This window comes from Chitinophaga tropicalis (assembly GCF_009758205.1).
In the GTDB taxonomy this organism is placed as follows: domain Bacteria; phylum Bacteroidota; class Bacteroidia; order Chitinophagales; family Chitinophagaceae; genus Chitinophaga; species Chitinophaga tropicalis.
The window spans coordinates 510,899-528,845 of sequence record NZ_WRXN01000004.1; the positions used below are offsets into that span (position 1 = coordinate 510,899).

Annotated in this window: 16 protein-coding genes; 10 read left to right on the forward strand and 6 right to left on the reverse strand. The window is 43.2% G+C overall.

Annotation, left to right across the window (positions count from 1 at the left end):
* Window positions 1-303: 303 nt before the first annotated feature.
* Both GO493_RS12375 and GO493_RS12380 read right to left on the reverse strand, forming a co-directional pair.
* Window positions 304-1,422, reverse strand: coding sequence for a FecR family protein (locus GO493_RS12375; RefSeq protein WP_157306473.1), 1,119 nt, complete (start codon window positions 1,420-1,422; stop codon window positions 304-306).
* Window positions 1,423-1,473: 51 nt separating this feature from the next.
* Window positions 1,474-2,052, reverse strand: coding sequence for an RNA polymerase sigma-70 factor (locus GO493_RS12380; RefSeq protein WP_157306474.1), 579 nt, complete (start codon window positions 2,050-2,052; stop codon window positions 1,474-1,476).
* Window positions 2,053-2,291: 239 nt separating this feature from the next.
* Here GO493_RS12380 and GO493_RS12385 point away from each other — a divergent pair, with 239 nt between their 5' ends.
* The 5 genes from GO493_RS12385 (at window position 2,292) to GO493_RS12405 (ending at window position 6,093) form a co-directional block, all read left to right on the forward strand.
* Complete coding sequence (locus tag GO493_RS12385) at window positions 2,292-2,759, forward strand: DUF6934 family protein (protein ID WP_157306475.1); 468 nt, start codon at window positions 2,292-2,294, stop codon at window positions 2,757-2,759.
* Window positions 2,756-2,947, forward strand: coding sequence for a hypothetical protein (locus GO493_RS12390; protein WP_157306476.1), 192 nt, complete (start codon window positions 2,756-2,758; stop codon window positions 2,945-2,947). The genes GO493_RS12385 and GO493_RS12390 overlap by 4 nt, the downstream gene beginning before the upstream one ends.
* Window positions 2,948-3,116: 169 nt before the next feature.
* A complete protein-coding gene (locus GO493_RS12395; protein WP_232538822.1) occupies window positions 3,117-3,869 on the forward strand; it encodes a helix-turn-helix transcriptional regulator in 753 nt (250 codons plus the stop codon).
* An 82-nt stretch (window positions 3,870-3,951) separates the two neighbouring features.
* Window positions 3,952-4,449 carry a DinB family protein gene (locus GO493_RS12400; RefSeq protein WP_157306478.1) on the forward strand — a complete coding sequence of 166 codons (498 nt, stop codon included), beginning with the start codon at window positions 3,952-3,954 and terminating at the stop codon, window positions 4,447-4,449.
* A 123-nt stretch (window positions 4,450-4,572) separates the two neighbouring features.
* Window positions 4,573-6,093 (forward strand): alpha/beta hydrolase-fold protein, encoded by a 1,521-nt coding sequence (locus GO493_RS12405; RefSeq protein WP_157306479.1) that lies wholly within the window; start codon window positions 4,573-4,575, stop codon window positions 6,091-6,093.
* 59 nt (window positions 6,094-6,152) lie between these two features.
* On the opposite strand, the gene GO493_RS12410 is transcribed toward GO493_RS12405, so the two are convergent.
* Window positions 6,153-6,602, reverse strand: a complete 450-nt coding sequence (locus tag GO493_RS12410; protein WP_157306480.1) for a cupin domain-containing protein — start codon at window positions 6,600-6,602, stop codon at window positions 6,153-6,155.
* A 359-nt stretch (window positions 6,603-6,961) separates the two neighbouring features.
* Here GO493_RS12410 and GO493_RS12415 point away from each other — a divergent pair, with 359 nt between their 5' ends.
* The 3 genes from GO493_RS12415 (at window position 6,962) to GO493_RS12425 (ending at window position 13,135) form a co-directional block, all read left to right on the forward strand.
* Window positions 6,962-9,988, forward strand: coding sequence for a SusC/RagA family TonB-linked outer membrane protein (locus tag GO493_RS12415; protein WP_157306481.1), 3,027 nt, complete (start codon window positions 6,962-6,964; stop codon window positions 9,986-9,988).
* A gap of 11 nt (window positions 9,989-9,999) precedes the next feature.
* Window positions 10,000-11,553, forward strand: a complete 1,554-nt coding sequence (locus tag GO493_RS12420; RefSeq protein WP_157306482.1) for a RagB/SusD family nutrient uptake outer membrane protein — start codon at window positions 10,000-10,002, stop codon at window positions 11,551-11,553.
* 115 nt (window positions 11,554-11,668) lie between these two features.
* Window positions 11,669-13,135: an RICIN domain-containing protein gene (locus tag GO493_RS12425; RefSeq protein ID WP_157306483.1), complete on the forward strand. Its 1,467-nt coding sequence runs from the start codon at window positions 11,669-11,671 to the stop codon at window positions 13,133-13,135.
* 65 nt (window positions 13,136-13,200) lie between these two features.
* Here the strand turns inward: GO493_RS12425 and GO493_RS12430 are convergent, their stop codons facing one another.
* The 3 genes from GO493_RS12430 to GO493_RS12440 form a co-directional block, all read right to left on the reverse strand.
* Complete coding sequence (locus GO493_RS12430; RefSeq protein WP_157306484.1) at window positions 13,201-13,992, reverse strand: formylglycine-generating enzyme family protein; 792 nt, start codon at window positions 13,990-13,992, stop codon at window positions 13,201-13,203.
* A gap of 20 nt (window positions 13,993-14,012) precedes the next feature.
* Entirely contained in the window at window positions 14,013-14,741 is a 729-nt protein-coding gene (locus tag GO493_RS12435; protein ID WP_198315697.1) for a glycoside hydrolase family 11 protein, read from the reverse strand.
* 180 nt (window positions 14,742-14,921) lie between these two features.
* Window positions 14,922-15,674: a hypothetical protein gene (locus GO493_RS12440; protein WP_157306485.1), complete on the reverse strand. Its 753-nt coding sequence runs from the start codon at window positions 15,672-15,674 to the stop codon at window positions 14,922-14,924.
* Between the two features lie 227 nt (window positions 15,675-15,901).
* Between GO493_RS12440 and GO493_RS12445 the strand changes: the two genes are divergently transcribed.
* Together GO493_RS12445 and GO493_RS12450 are read left to right on the forward strand one after the other, a co-directional pair.
* Window positions 15,902-16,786 (forward strand): helix-turn-helix domain-containing protein, encoded by an 885-nt coding sequence (locus GO493_RS12445; protein ID WP_157306486.1) that lies wholly within the window; start codon window positions 15,902-15,904, stop codon window positions 16,784-16,786.
* 82 nt (window positions 16,787-16,868) lie between these two features.
* Complete coding sequence (locus GO493_RS12450; protein WP_157306487.1) at window positions 16,869-17,816, forward strand: alpha/beta hydrolase family protein; 948 nt, start codon at window positions 16,869-16,871, stop codon at window positions 17,814-17,816.
* The last annotated feature ends 131 nt before the right edge of the window (window positions 17,817-17,947 follow it).

A 17,947-nucleotide genomic window follows, 5' to 3' on the forward strand; every position in this document is an offset into this window, starting at 1 on the left:
CATTAATGCGCAGGTTTTCCACCTGCCTGATTTTTCAGGACAAAAATTCATAATTTTGGTTGAGTTAATTCGCAAAGCAGCCCTGCCCACGAAGCCGTGCGTGCAACGCGAATAATGTTTAATGAATAATGTTTAGCCCGAGACCGGCCACACCGGTATCAGTAGCTAAGCGTAAATCCTTAACCGGGAGTGTTCCACCACTTCCGGTTGTTTATTTTTGCTCAGCCTTTCCCCAGAGGCGTAGGTGATTATTGAACTACCGTCATAGTATTTAATGTGTTGGTTGATAAATTAATTACGATCTTATTTGTCGGCTATAGTAATATGGTTGTTCTTCACCGTAAATTTTACCGCCGCAGTAGCTTCCAGCATTTTTAGTACTACAGACAGGTTCCGGGACCGGGATACCTCTCCGCTAAAAGTCAGCTTACTATTGTTATAATGTCCATAATCCACATCCACATCGTACCACCTGGATACCTTCCGCATAATATCGGGCAGGGTCTCATTCTTAAATATAAAATCGCCCTCTTTCCAGTCAATCGCCGTTTCAGGGATCACGGAACTTACCGTTACATGTTGCAGGCTGTTCAAAACTGCCTGCTGTCCTGGCTTTAACAGGGCGCTTTCGCCGCCATCGGCTGTTACACGGACAGCTCCCTGTAGTAATGTGGTTTTAATTACCGGTTCATCCGGATAAGCATTTACGTTAAAATGGGTTCCCAGTACATCGATCCTTTGTCCCTTACAAACAACCCTGAATGGTTGACCCACATGTTGTGCAACTTCAAAATAGGCTTCTCCGGTAATTTTCACTTCCCGTTCCTGGTTGTTGAAAGCCACCGGGTAGGTAATAGAAGAGGCTGCATTCAGCCATACCTGTGTTCCATCCGCCAGTACCAGATGGTGTTTTCCTCCCCGGGGAGTACTTACTGTATTGATCATAGAGAGGGCGTCTTCATCCTGCTCCTCTCCGTTGGTATAATTCAGTTCTCCGTCTGCCTTCTTTTTAATAGTTATGCCGCCCTGTTTTGCCAGCTCCCCGTTCTTTGCATCCGCCAATGTGATGCGCTGGCCATTGGCCAGTGTAAGCACTGCCTTATCAGACCCGGGCAGGGCATCATCCTGTATTATTGCCAGTGGCTGAGGTTCCGGGACGCTCCCGGAGTGGTATAAAAAGTATCCTCCCACTGTTACCAATACGGCTACAGCTGCCGCCACAGGCACCCAGCGCAAGCGTTCCCGCTGTTTAGCCGGCAGAGAAGGGGTAAGCTGTTCTATTTCAAGCAACTGCTCATCCGTAAGCTCTTTCAGACCCGGTAATTCCAGCTGATGATACCATGATTCGATGATGGCCCTCTCCTCCGGGGTGCATTCCCCGGCATTATACTTATGTAGCAGCTCCTTAAATGATACTCTCATATAATGTATGACAGGAAGAAAAGGGGGAAGGGCTATTGGGAATGAATATTTTTAAAAAAATTGTTGCAGGGCAATGAGGGCGCATAGCCCAATCTTCAAACGGAGGATCTTTAATGCGCTTTTGATATGGTTCTTCACAGTAAACTCAGAGATATTGAGCCTGTCGGCTATCTCTTTGTGGGTAAGATATTCTTTGCGGCTCAGGATGAAGACCTCTCTCATTTTGGGGGGAAGGGCAGCAATCTCCTTATCGATCATCTGCTGTAATTCCTTTTCCCGGACCTGGATGTCTGACGTATTAAGCCCTTCATCTATAAAGTTTTGAAAATTAAGAGCATACCGGGCTTCCACCTGCTTATGTTCTATATAGTTCAGCACCCTGTTACGAACCATTGTATATAAATAAGCAGATACGTGCTGAATGGGGGGAAGCTGTTCATGCTGACTCCAAAGGGTAGAAAATACTTCCTGTACAATTTCCTTTGCATCCTCCAGATGGCCGGTCTTCTTATAACCGTGCAGGATCAGGGGCCTTTTATACCTGTTATAAAGTTCTGTAAAGGCGTTATTGTCGCCCGCCTGTAGCATGACAACTAACTCTTTATCATTTGCATGTGTTAAGACCCCCATTTAGTCAAAAATAAAAAAAAGGGGGAGATTTTTGTTTACATAATAATTTACCACGGCATTTGTGCTGTGCGAAGAAGCACAACCGCATCCTCTATACTACCAGGTGAATATTACAACTTAAATCTACCGTGCAGTTTTAATCAATCTCTAAGTTAATTCTTCTCTAATTTATGTGACAGAAAAACTGAATGAAATGAATGGAAAATGGCTAGTAAAGAAAATATATTTTCGTCAGCGTTATGAATAAAGAAAAGTATCCATTTAAGACCAACAATAGCCACGCTAACTTTGAATTTGAAAGCCATGGTCCGAAAGGGAGGATAAAAAAAATTATCGAATATTATGAGATAGGAAAAATGGCAGATGAAACTCCTATTCTTAATTTAGGTTTTGGCGATTGGGATGATGCTTTACAGACTGTCGGTGATTTGACAATTTCAAATAACGCTGATCGGGATAAGATTTTAGCAACGGTTGCAAGTACGGTATTAGACGTTACAGATCATTTTGGCAATGTAGCTATATATGCGAAAGGGAGTACACCTGCCAGAACAAGATTGTATCAAATGGGCATTAATGCTAATATAAAAGAAATCGAAACGCTTTTTAATATATTAGGATTAACCTCCTCTGGTTGGGAGAATCTTCAGCAGGGGGTAAACTATACAGAATTTTTAGTCACAAGAAAAAAACATAAATTTGAATGAAAAGAAGAGAAAATATGTCGTCCAGGTTTTCTAAAATCTTAAGTAAAATGGAAAAGCCAGTGGTAGGAAAGCTAAGTTTTTCCGAGGAAGACTTGCGTAGAAGCTCCTTTCTCAATAAAAAAATAGAACAGGCCAAACGTAGCTTAAAGGAACATCCTGTGCCAATCGAATTATTGAAATCAAGATAATATTATAATAAAGCAACGCCTCGCAAAAAGCGAGGCGTTGCTTTATCTGGATACCGTTTCGAATATAGCTGCTCTTAAAATGTCTCCTTCTAAAACATTAAAATCAGATAACGAAAACATTTCCATTCTTCGTTACCGCACAAATAAACCCGCTGCGAGGACAAAAATAATGCTGCAGCAAAACCTCTTCACCTTTTTGCTTAAAGGCGAAAAAACAGTTCATTTTGCAGGTACACAGGTCAGCATAAAGCCTCACCAGTTTGTCATGCTGGCTGCCGGCAATTGCCTCATGAGCGAAAAGATCGCCGCAAAAGATGCAGATTATCACAGTATTCTCATCTTCTTTGATAGCAAGCTGCTATCTGACTTCTATACCCGCCATTTTTCATTGCTTGCCAAACAGGCAAAACAATCAGATAATCATCCATTCCTGCTGTTTGAAAAAGATGAGTTCCTGGTGAATTTCACCCGTTCCCTTGACTGCATGCTTACCGGGGACAACTCCATACATCCCCATCTGCAAAAGGTAAAACTGGAAGAGCTGTTCTTATATCTTGCAATACATTACCCGGAACAGATACAGCAGATCAGAAATATGAGCTATGAAGCAAATGAAGATCTCATAGTCCGCCAGGCAGTTACCTCTCATATAGACAGCAATATCACAGTTGAAGAACTTGCCTTTCTATGTAACATGAGCCTGTCTTCATTCAAACGTAAGTTTGCACGTATTTATGGTAACAGTCCCAACAAATGGCTATTGGAAAAAAGAATGGAAAGAGCGGCTAAAATGTTACGGCAGGATAACCGCAAAGCGAGCGAGATCTATTATGAGCTTGGTTATGAAAACCTTTCCAGTTTTATTCAATCCTTTAAACAGATCTACGGTTTAACTCCTAAACAGTATCAATTATCAGATTGAACGTCCGGCTACACTTTCTGAACGGTTACCTATTATTTGCTGCCGGTTTCCACATCTACCTTTGAACAATAATTCAAACAAGATGAACAGAAAGTATTTTTTAGAGTTAGCTGACTACAACACCTGGACAAATAATATTGTTATTGAATGGTTGGACCAAATTACTGATGAACAGTGGGAAGAGAACATTATCAGTAGTTTCAGCAGTATTAAACGAACCGTAACTCATATCGTCAGTGCTGAAAAGATCTGGATCGACTACTGGGAAAATGTTCCTGATCCGGTTTTCTTATCTGCCGGATTTAAAGGCACGAAAAATGATCTGATAAAGATCTGGAAAGAATCATCCGCCTGTTTGAAGGATCTCATTGAAAGATATCCTGAAGAAAAATATCAGCAGCAAGTTACTTTTAAATGGCCGGGAGGCAGAGAAGGGCGGATGGAATTCTGGCAAACATTTTCTCACTTTATTAACCATTCAACCTTCCATCGCGGGCAATTAGTAACTATGCTACGCCAGGCTGGTTTTACAAAACTTACTTCAACTGATTTAGCTACCTATTATCGTGTTATCAGCTAATTAATAATTTGCCCCGGCATTTAAAATGCCGGGGCAAAGAAATGTTGCAATAATAATAATCAATGTGTAATTTGATAGTCGCATTATTATAGGCTATTATTGATAATCAAACTATAACTCTAAATGAAAGCTAAACTCCTCCTATTTGTTATCCTGTCAACAATATTTATCAGTAAGGTACAAGCACAGGATACAGTTCTAAAAGTACTCACTATCAGCAAACTTGATTCAATAAACTCAACCATCTTAAAAGAGAAACGATTTTTGCAAGTCTTCCTGCCTCAAAGTTATAAACCAGGGAGTACTCATAAATATGATGTGATGTATGTACTTGATGGAGGTAACTGGAATACCGGCTTAATTACAAAAGTACAGCAATTTTTAGAAGGCGAGAGCTACATGCCTCCAACTATAATTGTCAGCGTACTGGGTATAGACCGTACCAAAGATCTCACTCCTACACACCTGGATGACTGGAAAAATTCAGGAGGAGCAGCAAATTTCCTCAGTTTCATTAAAGATGAACTGATACCTTACATTAATAAAGAATACCCCTCTAACGGAGATAATACGCTATGGGGGCATTCACTTGGCGGACTATTTGTTATAAATGCCCTGCTGAATGAACCTAAAACCTTTAAAACATACATTGCTGTCGACCCCAGTCTCTGGTGGGGCAATGAGTATATTCAAAAGATCGCCCCCGGCAAGTTACCCGCATTAGCCGGTTCCAATATTACACTATTCATAAGTGGCAGGGAAGGTAAAGACGGAGAAGGCATGAAGATCGCTTCTATGGATAGCATCCTTAACAAAATGGCGCCCGCAGGACTAGCCTGGAAACATATTAATTATGCCGATGAAACACATAGCTCAATAAGGCTAAAAAGCATTTACGACGGTTTGAAATTTGCCTATGGATGGCGTAACGGCCAGATTGAATTTCATCCTATGAACGGCCTCGTTTTAAAAAACAAGCCTCTCAAAGTATGGTACTTTGGCGATACCACTAAAACTCACTACACCCTGGACGGTACCGAACCAACTGCCTCCTCTTCAGCAATACAATCTGAGATCAGTATAACTGATGCGACAAAACTTACCATAAAACAGTTCACCAACCGGGCACGTTACGATAAGATCAAAACCGGAGATTTTAAAGTAACCAAAGCTTTACAATCTGGTTCCAGGCAAAAGAATATACAACCCGGCGGCTTTCATTATGCCTATTATGAAGGTGAATGGGATAGCACCACGAACTTCAGGAATCTGAAACCACAGCAGGAAGGAATAACCGGAGCCGATTTTGACATAGATAAGCTACCACGGAAAAATAAGTACGCGCTGGTCATTGACGGATTGCTGGAAGCCAAAGAAGACGGATATTATATTTTTATCCTGGATGCCGACAAAGGTTCGAAACTGTACCTTGATAACCAGTTACTGATACAATGGGAAGGCTGGTACACCAACCGGACGTATTCATACATATTACCCCTGGAAAAAGGATTTCATCCCATTAAACTGGAATACCTGCATAAAAATGAAGACTTTAAATTAAGGTTATCATACCTTACCCCAGGTACCCTGGAGACCAAAGATCCGATCGTGATCCCTCCTGCCCTGCAATATAGTCAACGTTAGGACCCGGTTTGATAAGTTTATAATGCGGAACATTATCCATTAATAGTGTCCCGCATTAATTATTTAGCGTCAGGTGTCTTTTCTGTCTTCCATTTAATAACATGGTATACCGCTTTAGTAGTACCTACATTTCTGATACCATGTAATTGATTGGATGCCTGGAAAATGACAGAACCCGGGCCAACACGTTTCGTGATCCCATTTACGGTCGATTCGACCATTCCCTCTTTAACGATGATCAGCTCTTCGTCAGGGTGCTGATGCGGCGGATGCGGCGCTTCTCCCGGATTCAACGTAGTTACATGCAGCTCCAGCTCATTTAAGGTCAACGTAGATGACTGAAAGAACTGGCGTTTCTCTCCTGTTTTAGTACGTTCCTCCCTGATGTCGTTCCAGTCATATATAGCAGATGTCAAGGGAGGCTGCTGGGCTTTGCGGGCAACAATGGCGATTGGTATGCACATTATCAGTGCAGTTATACAAATGAGCGTTATTTCCCGTTTTGTCATTGTATATGGTTTAAGTAAGATAATTTACAAAACAAATTGTTGAAAATGGGATTAATATTCTGACCGGAGAATTACCTTCTGTAAACCAGCGCATTCGTCGCCATTAATTGTCAATTAGACATCAAAATTCACACACTCGAAGAACATCCCCAAAAACAGGTCACTTTTGTACAAAAAAAAGAGCGTATCCCCTATACATTCGCAGCGTTCATAAAATATGATTTTACCCCCTTTTTTAAACGAATTACCCCTGTTTTCACTATCCCTGGAGAGTTATTTTTGTAAGTGTCTCTATAAAACTGAGTTCAAAAATTCGGGGGCCTACCATTCATTTTAATTTATTTAAACAGATTCTCGTTATGAAAAGATTCCTAACCATCTTTCTTTTCCTATTTCCGTCCGTTACACTTTTTGCCCAGCAATCGAAGATCACGGGCAAGGTAGCTTCCGGCGCGGACCCATTACCGGGGGTAACGGTGCGGGTAAAACACACCAACCAGGGTACTGTCACAGATAAGAACGGGCAGTTCACCCTTATGGCGGGTATCGGCGATACCCTTGTATTCAATCATATCTCTTTTCTTACACGGGAGCTGGTGGCAAGCGGCAATGGCCCGATGAATGTATCGCTCGTATCTAACAGCCAGAACGTGAATGAGGTCGTGGTGGTAGGTTATGGTACACAAAAGAAAGCGAATTTAACTGGTTCGGTTGGCGTTGTTAAAATGGAGGATATGGAGAGCCGGCCATTGACAAATCCTGGTCAGGCGTTACAGGGTACTGTTGCCGGCGTATATGCGTTACAAAGCTCCGGGAAGCCCGGTGACGATGGTGCAGTAATTGACATTCGCGGCGTAGGCACGTTTGGTAATAATAGTCCCCTGATATTAATTGATGGGTTTCCGGGAAACATAAATGATGTCAATGCCAATGACATCCAATCCATATCCGTATTAAAAGATGCAGCTTCAGCTTCTATTTACGGTAACAGGGCCGCCAACGGCGTAGTCCTGATCACGACCAAAAGGGGCTCGGCAAGTAAACTGCGGGTAAATTATACGGCCTTTTATGGCTCACAAAGCCCTACCAGGCTACCACATGTTCTGAACGCTGTGGACTATACAACACTTTATAATGAGGCATCCATAAATTCCGGCGGGACAGCCAAATATGCAGACTCTATTATTCAAAAGTACGCAGCGAATAATGACCTGATGTATCCTGATATCAATTATTTCAAAGTGTACTATGGCAATGCCAATATTCAGAATCACCGGGTAAGCATTTCAGGGGGAAACGACAATGTAAACTATGCGTTTATGCTTGGCCGCCTGAACCAGGACGGTATCCTTGTAGGGACCAACTATAAGAAGACTGACTTCAGGTCAAATATTGACGCCTATTTCCTGAAGAATAAAAGGCTCAGGTTTTCAGGAAAGTTAGCCGGAAATCTTGGTGTGAAAAATGAGCCAACAGACCTGTGGAACGCGGAATGGTATGCAACGCTTGCACCGATACACCCTTTACGCAACGCTGCCGGTCAATGGGTATCTGTTAACGGAGAGCGGAACTATTACGGTGAAATTAAAGAAGGCAGTACTGCGCTGACAAAACGATATAACTTTAACGGGCAGGTAGAAGCCGAATATAAGATCTTAAACGGTCTGAGCGCTCAGGTCACTTACGGGTATAATGTAATGACTTCAAAAGCAAATGCATTTCATGCAAATGTGACCCTGTATAATGAAAGCGGCACTACAACCAACCTGGTCTCCAATTTAAATGTTACCAATGAGACAGACGTTCAAACCCTGCTGACCTCATTGTTAAAGTACAACAAAGTGCTTGGTAAACATGAAGTTAACTTACTGGGTGGTTATTCTGAAGAAGAGTTTACCTATGATTGGGAAAGCGCTTACCGTTCAGGATTTGTTAATAACACACAACGTGTGCTTAATCTTGGAGATCCTTCTACCCAAACAAACAATGCGGGCAGTTATGACCTTGGATTACGCTCTTATTTTGCGCGGTTGAATTATGCTTTTGACGGGAAGTACCTGTTTGAAGCAAACATCAGAAGGGATGGTTCATCCAGGTTTGCAAAAGCGCACCGGTGGGGAACATTTCCTTCTTTCTCTGCAGGCTGGGTATTATCAAAGGAGAGATTTATGGAAAGCCTGACCTGGCTTGACCTGCTTAAACTCCGTGCATCATGGGGCAGATTAGGCAATCAGAACATAAACAATTATTATAACGGAAGCGACATCCTGTCATCCGGACAGAACTACTCACTTGGTGGTACATTGTATTCCGGTGTGGCTGTTACTTCTATGACCAATAAAAATCTGACCTGGGAAACTGCACAGCAACTTGACCTGGGTATTGACCTCTTCCTGAAGAAAAACTTTGAGATCACTGCCGATTATTTCGACAAGAGAACAAAGGACTTACTACTGACCCAGTCTATACCGCTTACAATGGCTCAATCTGCACCATATGCAAATGCGGGTGAGGTACAGAATAAGGGTATTGAAGCTGCGGTAACCTACAGAACCACCTTTTCCAACGGGTTCAAGCTAAGAGCAACAGTAAACGCTTCCCATATTATAAATAAGATAACAAGAATGGATGTTGCCGAACAGCTCACTTCACCTAAAGCTATTAAGACCGGCGCGGCCATCAATTCATTCTACGGTTATAAAATGGATGGAATATACCAGATATCGGATTTCACCTGGCAAAATAACAGCGATCCGTCAATACCTCATGCAAGCCGTGCCTATACACTTAAGCCTGACGTGGTACAGGTTTCCAACTATACAGCACAACCTGGTGATATCAAGTATAAGGACCTGAACGGAGATCATGTGGTTGACATGAATAATGACCGTACAATAATAGGAAATCAGTTCCCTAAGCTGACTTATGGATTCAATCTTAATATGGAATGGAAAGGGTTTGACCTTGGTATGTTCTTACAAGGCGTTCAGGGCATGCAGGGATATACTTACTATGAAATTGCCACTCCATTCAGCGGGTTTGCAAATATGGGCGACTGGTGGCTTAAACGATGGACACCTGATAATCCATCCAATACCCTGCCACGGTTGACCTTAGATGGCGCACGTAATAATATTCATTCCTCTTTTTACATGGAGAATGCTTCGTATCTGCGTATGAAAAATATTGAGCTGGGCTATTCTGTAAGTCCGAAAATTCTTTCCAGGGCAGGTATCAGTACACTCAGGATCTATGGAAATGTGCAAAATGCCTTCACGATCACGAAATTCAAAGGTTTTGATCCTGAGCAAACAGTTGATCAGACCAGGGCCCAGGCTTTTCCGCAGGTTCGTATAATGACGATGGGTGCAAGTGTTAACTTTTAAAAGAGCAGTTCATGAAAAACATACATAAAATAATTCTTTTCTTCTTTGCATTGTCTTTGTTTGGTTGTTCGAAAGATCTTCTTGATAAAACGCCGAAAGACAGGCTCTCTCCCTCTACTTTCTTTCAAAATGAGTCGCAATGTAAGCAGGCACTGATAGGCATTTATAATGCCATTCAGCCTAATGCAACACCTTCTCATTTTTACCAGTTCGATTATATGTCTGATAACGGTTACTGCCAGGATTCATGGCAGGGATCAAGAGAGGTAGGTGAATGGCTCACCAACGCTTCCAGCTGGGCGCCATATGCCAAATGGACGATGGACTTTACAATTATCTCCAGGGCAAACGAATTCCTCCAGGACATCAGCAATGCAACCGTAAGTGAAACAGTTAAGACGCAAATGTCCGCCGAAGCCAAATTCTTAAGAGGTTACGCTTATGCTGACCTGATCACATATTTCGGAGATGTGCCGCTTATTACGAAGGTCCTGGCATTGTCAGAGTCTTATGTATCAAGAACCGCTAAAAGCGATGTGCTTACCCAGATCCTTGCAGACTTTAATGATGCTGCTACTAATCTTCCTGTTTCCTATTCCGGAACAGATGTAGGACGCGCCACAAAAGGGGCAGCTCTTGCTTATAAGGCAAAAGTCCTGTTATATAACCAAAAATGGGCGGAAGCTGCACAGGCAGCACAGGATGTTATTGATCTGGGAGCATATAGTTTATATACAGACTATGGAAGCATGTTCGACGAGGCTCATGAAAATAATGTTGAAGTTATTTTTGACATCCAGTATATTCCTACAACGCAGGCACAGCCATGGCCTTCTTCTGCTTTATCTCTCAGCAGCTGGCCTACAGCAAATGTTACAGCAGACCTGATCAATTCCTATTACATGACGAACGGGTTGCCAATTACAGATGCAAATTCAGGCTATAACGCTCAGGACCCTTTTAAGAACCGTGATCCGCGACTGGCTGCATCAGTGGTATTGCCTGGTTCATCGTTCGGGTCATCTACATTCATCCCTTCCCTTGACCAGGTGCCTTGTGGTGCACGGCCGCGTAAGTATGCCGCTCTGGGCATTGCAGATGTCAATAACTGCTCTCTTAACACGATCCTGATGCGTTATGCAGATATTTACCTGATGCGTGCAGAAGCGCTTATTGAATCCGGAAGTACAGACCAGGAGATATATACTTTGATCGATAAAGTAAGAGCCAGGGTAAATATGCCGACAGTAGAGTCTGTTGAAGGTGTGGGTTTAACGCAGGCGCAGCTCCGGGCTATTGTGCGTCACGAAAGAAGAGTAGAGTTTTACAACGAAGGAACACGCTATGCTGATATGTTCAGATGGCAGGATGTATCTCTTGTGCACGATGTATATGGCTATGATAAAGCATTATTATCAGATCCTTCAAGCCCTGCAACATGGACCTTTAAGCAAATAAAGGTGGAGACAAGAACTTTTGACGCTACAAAGGGATGGTTGTGGCCCGTTCCTCAAGGCGATATAGACATCAATAAAAATTTACTTCCGAATAATCCGGGCTATTAACACGCCTGATGTCATGTTAGTTAACTCCAGGTGATCCGGGGTCTGAAAGCCCCGGATCATTCTACAGGCAGTTTGTTCCGTATGAATTTAATCATCAAACCCAAATATCTCCGTTATGAAAAGAAACCCTCTAATCCAGCTCATTTGTTTGCTGATCTTCTTATCCGGTTGTTCCAAAAAGGAAACGGATATAGAAAAGATCCAGGCTAAATCACTTACCGCACTGGCTACCAGTACCCCCACTAATACGAATAGCCTGCGGGGAATTAACTGGGCTGATCCTAATGGCAATGAAGCTCCTTCAAGGGTTGTTACACCGAGCGGGTTATCATCAACCATAACAGCAACGGATGCAGCAGCTGTGGGAAAACGTATTGCCGATTCTTTAAAGGCGGCCGGTGGCACGACCATACGAATGCCTATTACGCCGTCAACTGCCAGCAGCGCGTCTTACTGGCCTGTATACCAGGCGGCCATTAATGCGATAGTAGCGGAAAACTGTAATGTTATCCTGTGCTATTGGCCTGACGGGGTGCATCATGTACCTGACACTACTCAATGGTATACGATGTGGAAAAAAGTAGATACGGTTTATAAAAACAATGGTTCCGTACTTTATGAACCGATCAATGAACCTGTAGATTATTCCGGCACTGATCTCTGCAATCTTTATGCAAACTTCTTAAATCAGCTTAGCCCTGCTTCCTGGAAATGTATTTTAGATGGTACAGGGTATGCAGGAGAAGTGATCACAGTAGGTAATGACAGCCGGTTAACCAATCAATATCTTGGACTTCATTGTTACTGGTGGTTTTATGGGTCCTATAATGTATGGTCAAGTTACTATAACATAGTATCAGGTAAAGTGGGATCATACGCTTCAAGAACGGTGATAACGGAAGTAGGCATTGAAACGTTCCGTCATGTCAGCTTCTGGTGGCAGTGGGATACAGGGGTATATGAAGACCAGGCATTCCTGACAGGGTCCCTGGCTTATTCAAAAGACAATCAGATAGGAACTATTGCCTGGTCGGGCGTAAATGACATTGACACATATCGCTGGTTTTCGGCCAACAATAATCTTGTGGAAGTGAATCCGGGTTGTGCCAATATGTTCAGATGGTCATGGGGGCTTACTGCTTCCCCCAAATGGCAGGGACCAATCTCTGATGGAAGATTTAAACTGCAGAACCGGGCAAGCGGCCTTATGCTGGATAACCTTGGAAGTACAACGGATGGGGCCAGTGTAGCTCAATGGCAGGATGGAACAAGCTCCAATCAGCAATGGAACGTAAGCTATTCTGCAGGCTATTATACATTGAGTTGCGCTACCGGGAAAAATTGCCTTGATGTAGGCAGCAATACTGCTGATGGTTCGGCTGTTCAACAAAAAGCTTTAAGTTTTTCCAATAACACCCAGCGCTGGACATTTGTTTCTACCGGTGATGGTTATTATAAAGTGGTTAACCTCACCACAGGTAAATGCCTTGATACCGGCGGACAAACTACCAACGGTTCATCAATGCAGCAATGGTATAGCAATTCAAGTTATAACCAGCAGTGGAAATTCATTCAGTTATAACAAAACCTCATAAGATCAGATATCATTAAGGAATGGGCAGACAACCTGCCCATTCCTTAATGATATTAATTGCCATTGCGACATATACGAAAGCCCTGATCGGGGCCTTTGCCATTTGCTTCGTAGCTGGCCCGGAAAGACAACCTGCAGCAGAAATCGGCACCGATCCAGCCACCGCCCTTCCATATCCGCCCCTGTGGGCTATCCGTTCCTTCAGGCTCGTACCAATCCCAGCACCATTCCCTTACATTGCCAGACATATCATAAAGACCAAGCTCGTTCGGGGCTTTACCGCCAACAGGTCTTGTTCTGTTATTGTTTTCTACTAACGCAGGCCAGGACCAGGTCCCTGCCAGGTATTTATCTCCGGCATTTTTCCAGTACCATGCTGTTTCATCTATATTATTACTTCCGCTGTATGTGTAGCCTTTGCTGTTCCTGCCTCCGCCTGCAGCATACTCCCACTCTGCCTCTGTGGGCAGCCGGTAGCCATTGGCTTCTGTATTGACCGTTACAGTCCATTTTACATCATCTAGAGCATTCGTATTATCCGGGTCTTTTTTATCCTTGTATATATTGTAATATGGAGATAACCCTTCTTTTGCGCTCCTTTTGTTACAGTATTCGATGCAATCATACCAGCTTATTGTTTCTACCGGGAAATTGCTGCCTTTGAATGCTGAAGGATTGTTTCCCATTACTTCGATCCACTCTTTCTGAGTCACTTCGTATATGCCGATATAAAAGTCAGGTATTGTTCCGCCTTTTACCAATACAAGGTTATCAGGCGCTTTCTGCGAACAGGAGCTGGCAATAACCATGACTGCTGTTAAAACTAAGATCAGTAGCTTGCTCATTGAAACGGGCTCCTTTACTATTACCACACTGTTGCATTTATATACCCGCTTTTACCACCCCATGCTTCCAATGCAAGTATCATGTAATTGTAGCTGCCAAATCCCTGTCCGCCGGTATTTCTCCAATTGTTAATGTGGTTGGCCATGTTTACAGAACGGTTTTGTGCGGTTGACGCTCCGCCCCAGGTATCTTTGTACTGCCAGAAAGTTGCAGTTCCAATAATAGAAGGCGCGTCAACACGCAGTGACTTATAAAAGCTATATGAATGACCGTCGCTACTCATGGTATTCACATAGGTACCACCCGTTACAGAACCCATCTCTGCAACATAGTACTCTATTAGCGGATTTGTTGTCCATCCATAGACGCCAACGAAATTATAGCTACCGCTAAGGGCGCCAACGTTGTAGCCTACAGTTCTGGCAGATCCGGGGTTCCAGCCTTTACCGCCAACCACATCGTTGACATTGCTGTAGCTAATGGCAAAGTTACCTCCGGAACCGTGGGTTATACTTGCGGAACCACCTTCCCGGTATAATGACCAGAAGTAGCCGTTAATGGTACCCTGATCTTCCGGTGTGACATCATCTTTAATAAATCCTGTCTGCCGCTCGCCAGGGGGTTCAGGGGCGGAGGCGTTTTCTTTGTTGCAACTTGTTAAAAGTGGTGAACTTGTAAGGAGCATAATGATCATCGCTCCGGAAGAAGCCTTTCTGGCTACTTCCATTAGGGTTTTAGCTGTTTTCATAACGGTAATATTTAATGGTTACTATAAATTTAGTAAAGTCATTTCAATAATATTACCGATTGCAAAAAAAGTTTCATTTTTTGTTATTAAATACAGCTATTTCAGCTATCTAACCGATTGCGAAACAAATATATTAGAACAGGGAATATATATATTAAAAAGATGGTCTTGTGAATCTCTTTATTTACATCTGTAAGTGAATACCGGATTATAAAAGCCCATATAGTCAATGATAATTGCAGTACTGCCATGAACATAAGAATATTCCAGGGGAAGACCGTATGCGTTATATGAGCTGGCTCCTGCAGGGTTATTCACGCTATAATCTCTGTTGATGAACTGCAAAACCGGGTCAGTACGATTGAAATTTACTTTGTTATCGTATTGCAGTGAATCTCCATAAACATTCGTCACCAGGTTACCTTGCGCATTATAAGTATAGATGCTGGAATTGCCTGACATGCTCCGGCGTATCATCCTGTTCCGGGAATCATATTCATACCCTATAGTTGACCTGTTATATCCCGGAGGCATCAGGGGGTCGAATACAGGTCCGTCAGCACCAATCACACCATCGTAAAAAAGGGTATCCTTTGTAATCCGGCCACGGGCATCATAGTACAGGTAGTGCCATTCGTAAAACCGGGAGCCAACACTATAGGATCCCCCGTTGGTAATGTATTGTGATAACCGGCCACGTCTATCATATATGAATTTATAGTCCGGGCTTAAACGGGTTTCATAGGAGGCCCGCCTGTATTCAAGCCGGCCAAGGGAGTCATACTCAAAAAAGACGCTGTAATCAGACACCTGGTCATCAATACCTGTCAGCTTACAAATGCAAACGTCAGGTCCTGAGGCGTTATCCGGTTTACGGCAACCCAACAGGCAGATAAGTACCATTGTAAAAAGAGGGAAAATGAATTTGTTCATGATAGGGTATTTTTGAAGTTAAAAATTGCATGGGGTAGTGACATATTACATTAACTGTAATAAGCGCGACATCAGATGTAAATGCTCGGGTATAACTGCAGATAGGGATCCGGGTTAAAAGGGTTATTGAATATACAAAAATTAAGGTAATTACCGGTAGTATATAAATTCAAGTAATTACGGTTTAGACACCTGATCAAAAGGTTTGATTTTATTAACTTTGCTGCATGAACAGAATTCCTGAATGTAAAGTAGCTTCTTTCCGTAGTTCCGAATTGAAAATGAAAGGTTTTAAGATCCACGAGATCACAGGACCAGCATATCCTTCTCTCTTCTATGGCAGACGGGACTTTTATAAGATAGTTCTGGCAACCGGTCACATGAACATTTGCTATGGCGACCAGACAATTGATATAGAAGATACTTTCCTGTTCTTTGCCAATCCACATATAGCCTATTCCTGTGAACACCTCTCCCCCGAACAGAAAGGTTATGCCTGCGTGTTCACTGAAGATTTTATTGAAAGCAGGGAGCGTAAAGAAAACCTCCTGAACTCTTCCATATTCCGCTTTGAAGGAATACCTGTGATTCCCGTAAACAGCGAACAGGCAGCGTTTATTGAAGGGCTTTACCAAAGGATGCTATCTGTATATAACGGCGATTATGACCGGAAGGACGAAATGCTGAGAAGCTGCATAGATCTCATTATTCATGAGGCATTGAGGATCCGACCCCAGAATGAGCTGAGGCAAAAGAACGCTGCTACCAGGATCACCTACCTGTTCATGGAATTACTGGAAAAACAATTCCCTATAGAAACCACCGCAGATCCACTCAGGTTAAGAACTGCCCAGGACTTTGCTGAAAGCCTTGCTGTTCATGTCAACTATCTCAATCGTTCAGTAAAAGAAGTTACAGGTAAACCAATATCTGTGCATATTGCCGAACGCATTGCTGCAGAAGCCAAAGCCCTGTTACAGCACACCAGCTGGAGCGTAGCTGATATTGCCTACGGACTGGGATTTGAATACCCCAGCTACTTTAATAACTACTTTAAAAGAGTTAGCGGCGTTACTCCAAATTCCTTCAGAAAGAGTAAAGGGAAAGTATGAAAATCATAATTTCCCGTTTGATTCTCTTAAAAAATGCCTGTTGTTTAACCGGAGCTTTGCATCAACAAATGCAACAAAGCTCATGGAAAAAAGAGAATCTAATGGATTGGAAGTATCCGGCAACACACCAACTCCTGTCATCTCAGTAAGCCCGATTATATTATCAACACCACCTGAACGGGGTGAAAAACTACAGGTACGGATCTCCGCACCTATAACCGGAAGTCAGCTACCGGTTATTATCTTCGCACACGGCTACGGTTCTTCACTGGACGGCTATGCTCCGCTGGTAAATTACTGGGCCGCCCGGGGGTTCGTAGTGATCCAGCCCACTTTCCTTGATTCAAGAACGTTGGGCCTCAGCCCGGATGATGCCCGTACACCTTTGATCTGGCAATTCCGTGTTCAGGATATGAAACGTATCCTTGACCAATTAGAGCTGATCATAGATTCCCTGCCCGGACTTAACGAACGCGTAGACCGGAGCCGCATAGCTGCAGCAGGACATTCATTCGGAGCGCAAACAACAGGCATGCTGCTGGGAGCGCGGATCATTGGGCCTGACGGCAGCCCTGGTGAGGATATGTCTGACCCGCGGATCAAAGCAGGTGTGCTGCTTTGTGCCGCCGGACGGGGAGGCGAAGATCTAAGTCCCTTTGCAGCAGAACATTATCCGTTTATGAATCCCGGCTATGCAGAGATGGCTACGCCTGCACTTGTAGTTGCAGGTGATGATGATCACTCCCCGCTGACCGTTCGCGGACCGGAATGGTTCACCGATGCTTATACATTAAGCCCGGGTAATAAATGGTTGCTTACATTGTTTGGAGGAGGGCATCTGCTTGGCGGGATTTCAGGGTACCTGGTAACGGAGACATCAGATGAGAATCCGGAGCGGGTTGCTGCAGTACAACGGCTCACCTGGGCTTATCTACGCAGTGCGCTCTATTCTGGAGATACTTCCTGGGAGATGGCATGCAGGGAGTTAATGGAAAGTCCTGATCCGCAAGGTAAGGTTGAAGGTAAATAAATATAACTTCCCACCCTTAAACAGATTGCTTTCACCAACAAAAGCAATCTGTTTTCACGTTATGTAAATAATCTCAAATAGTATTATCTTAGTAGTCTTCCGAATACAATAATTGTCAATCTGACCTTTAA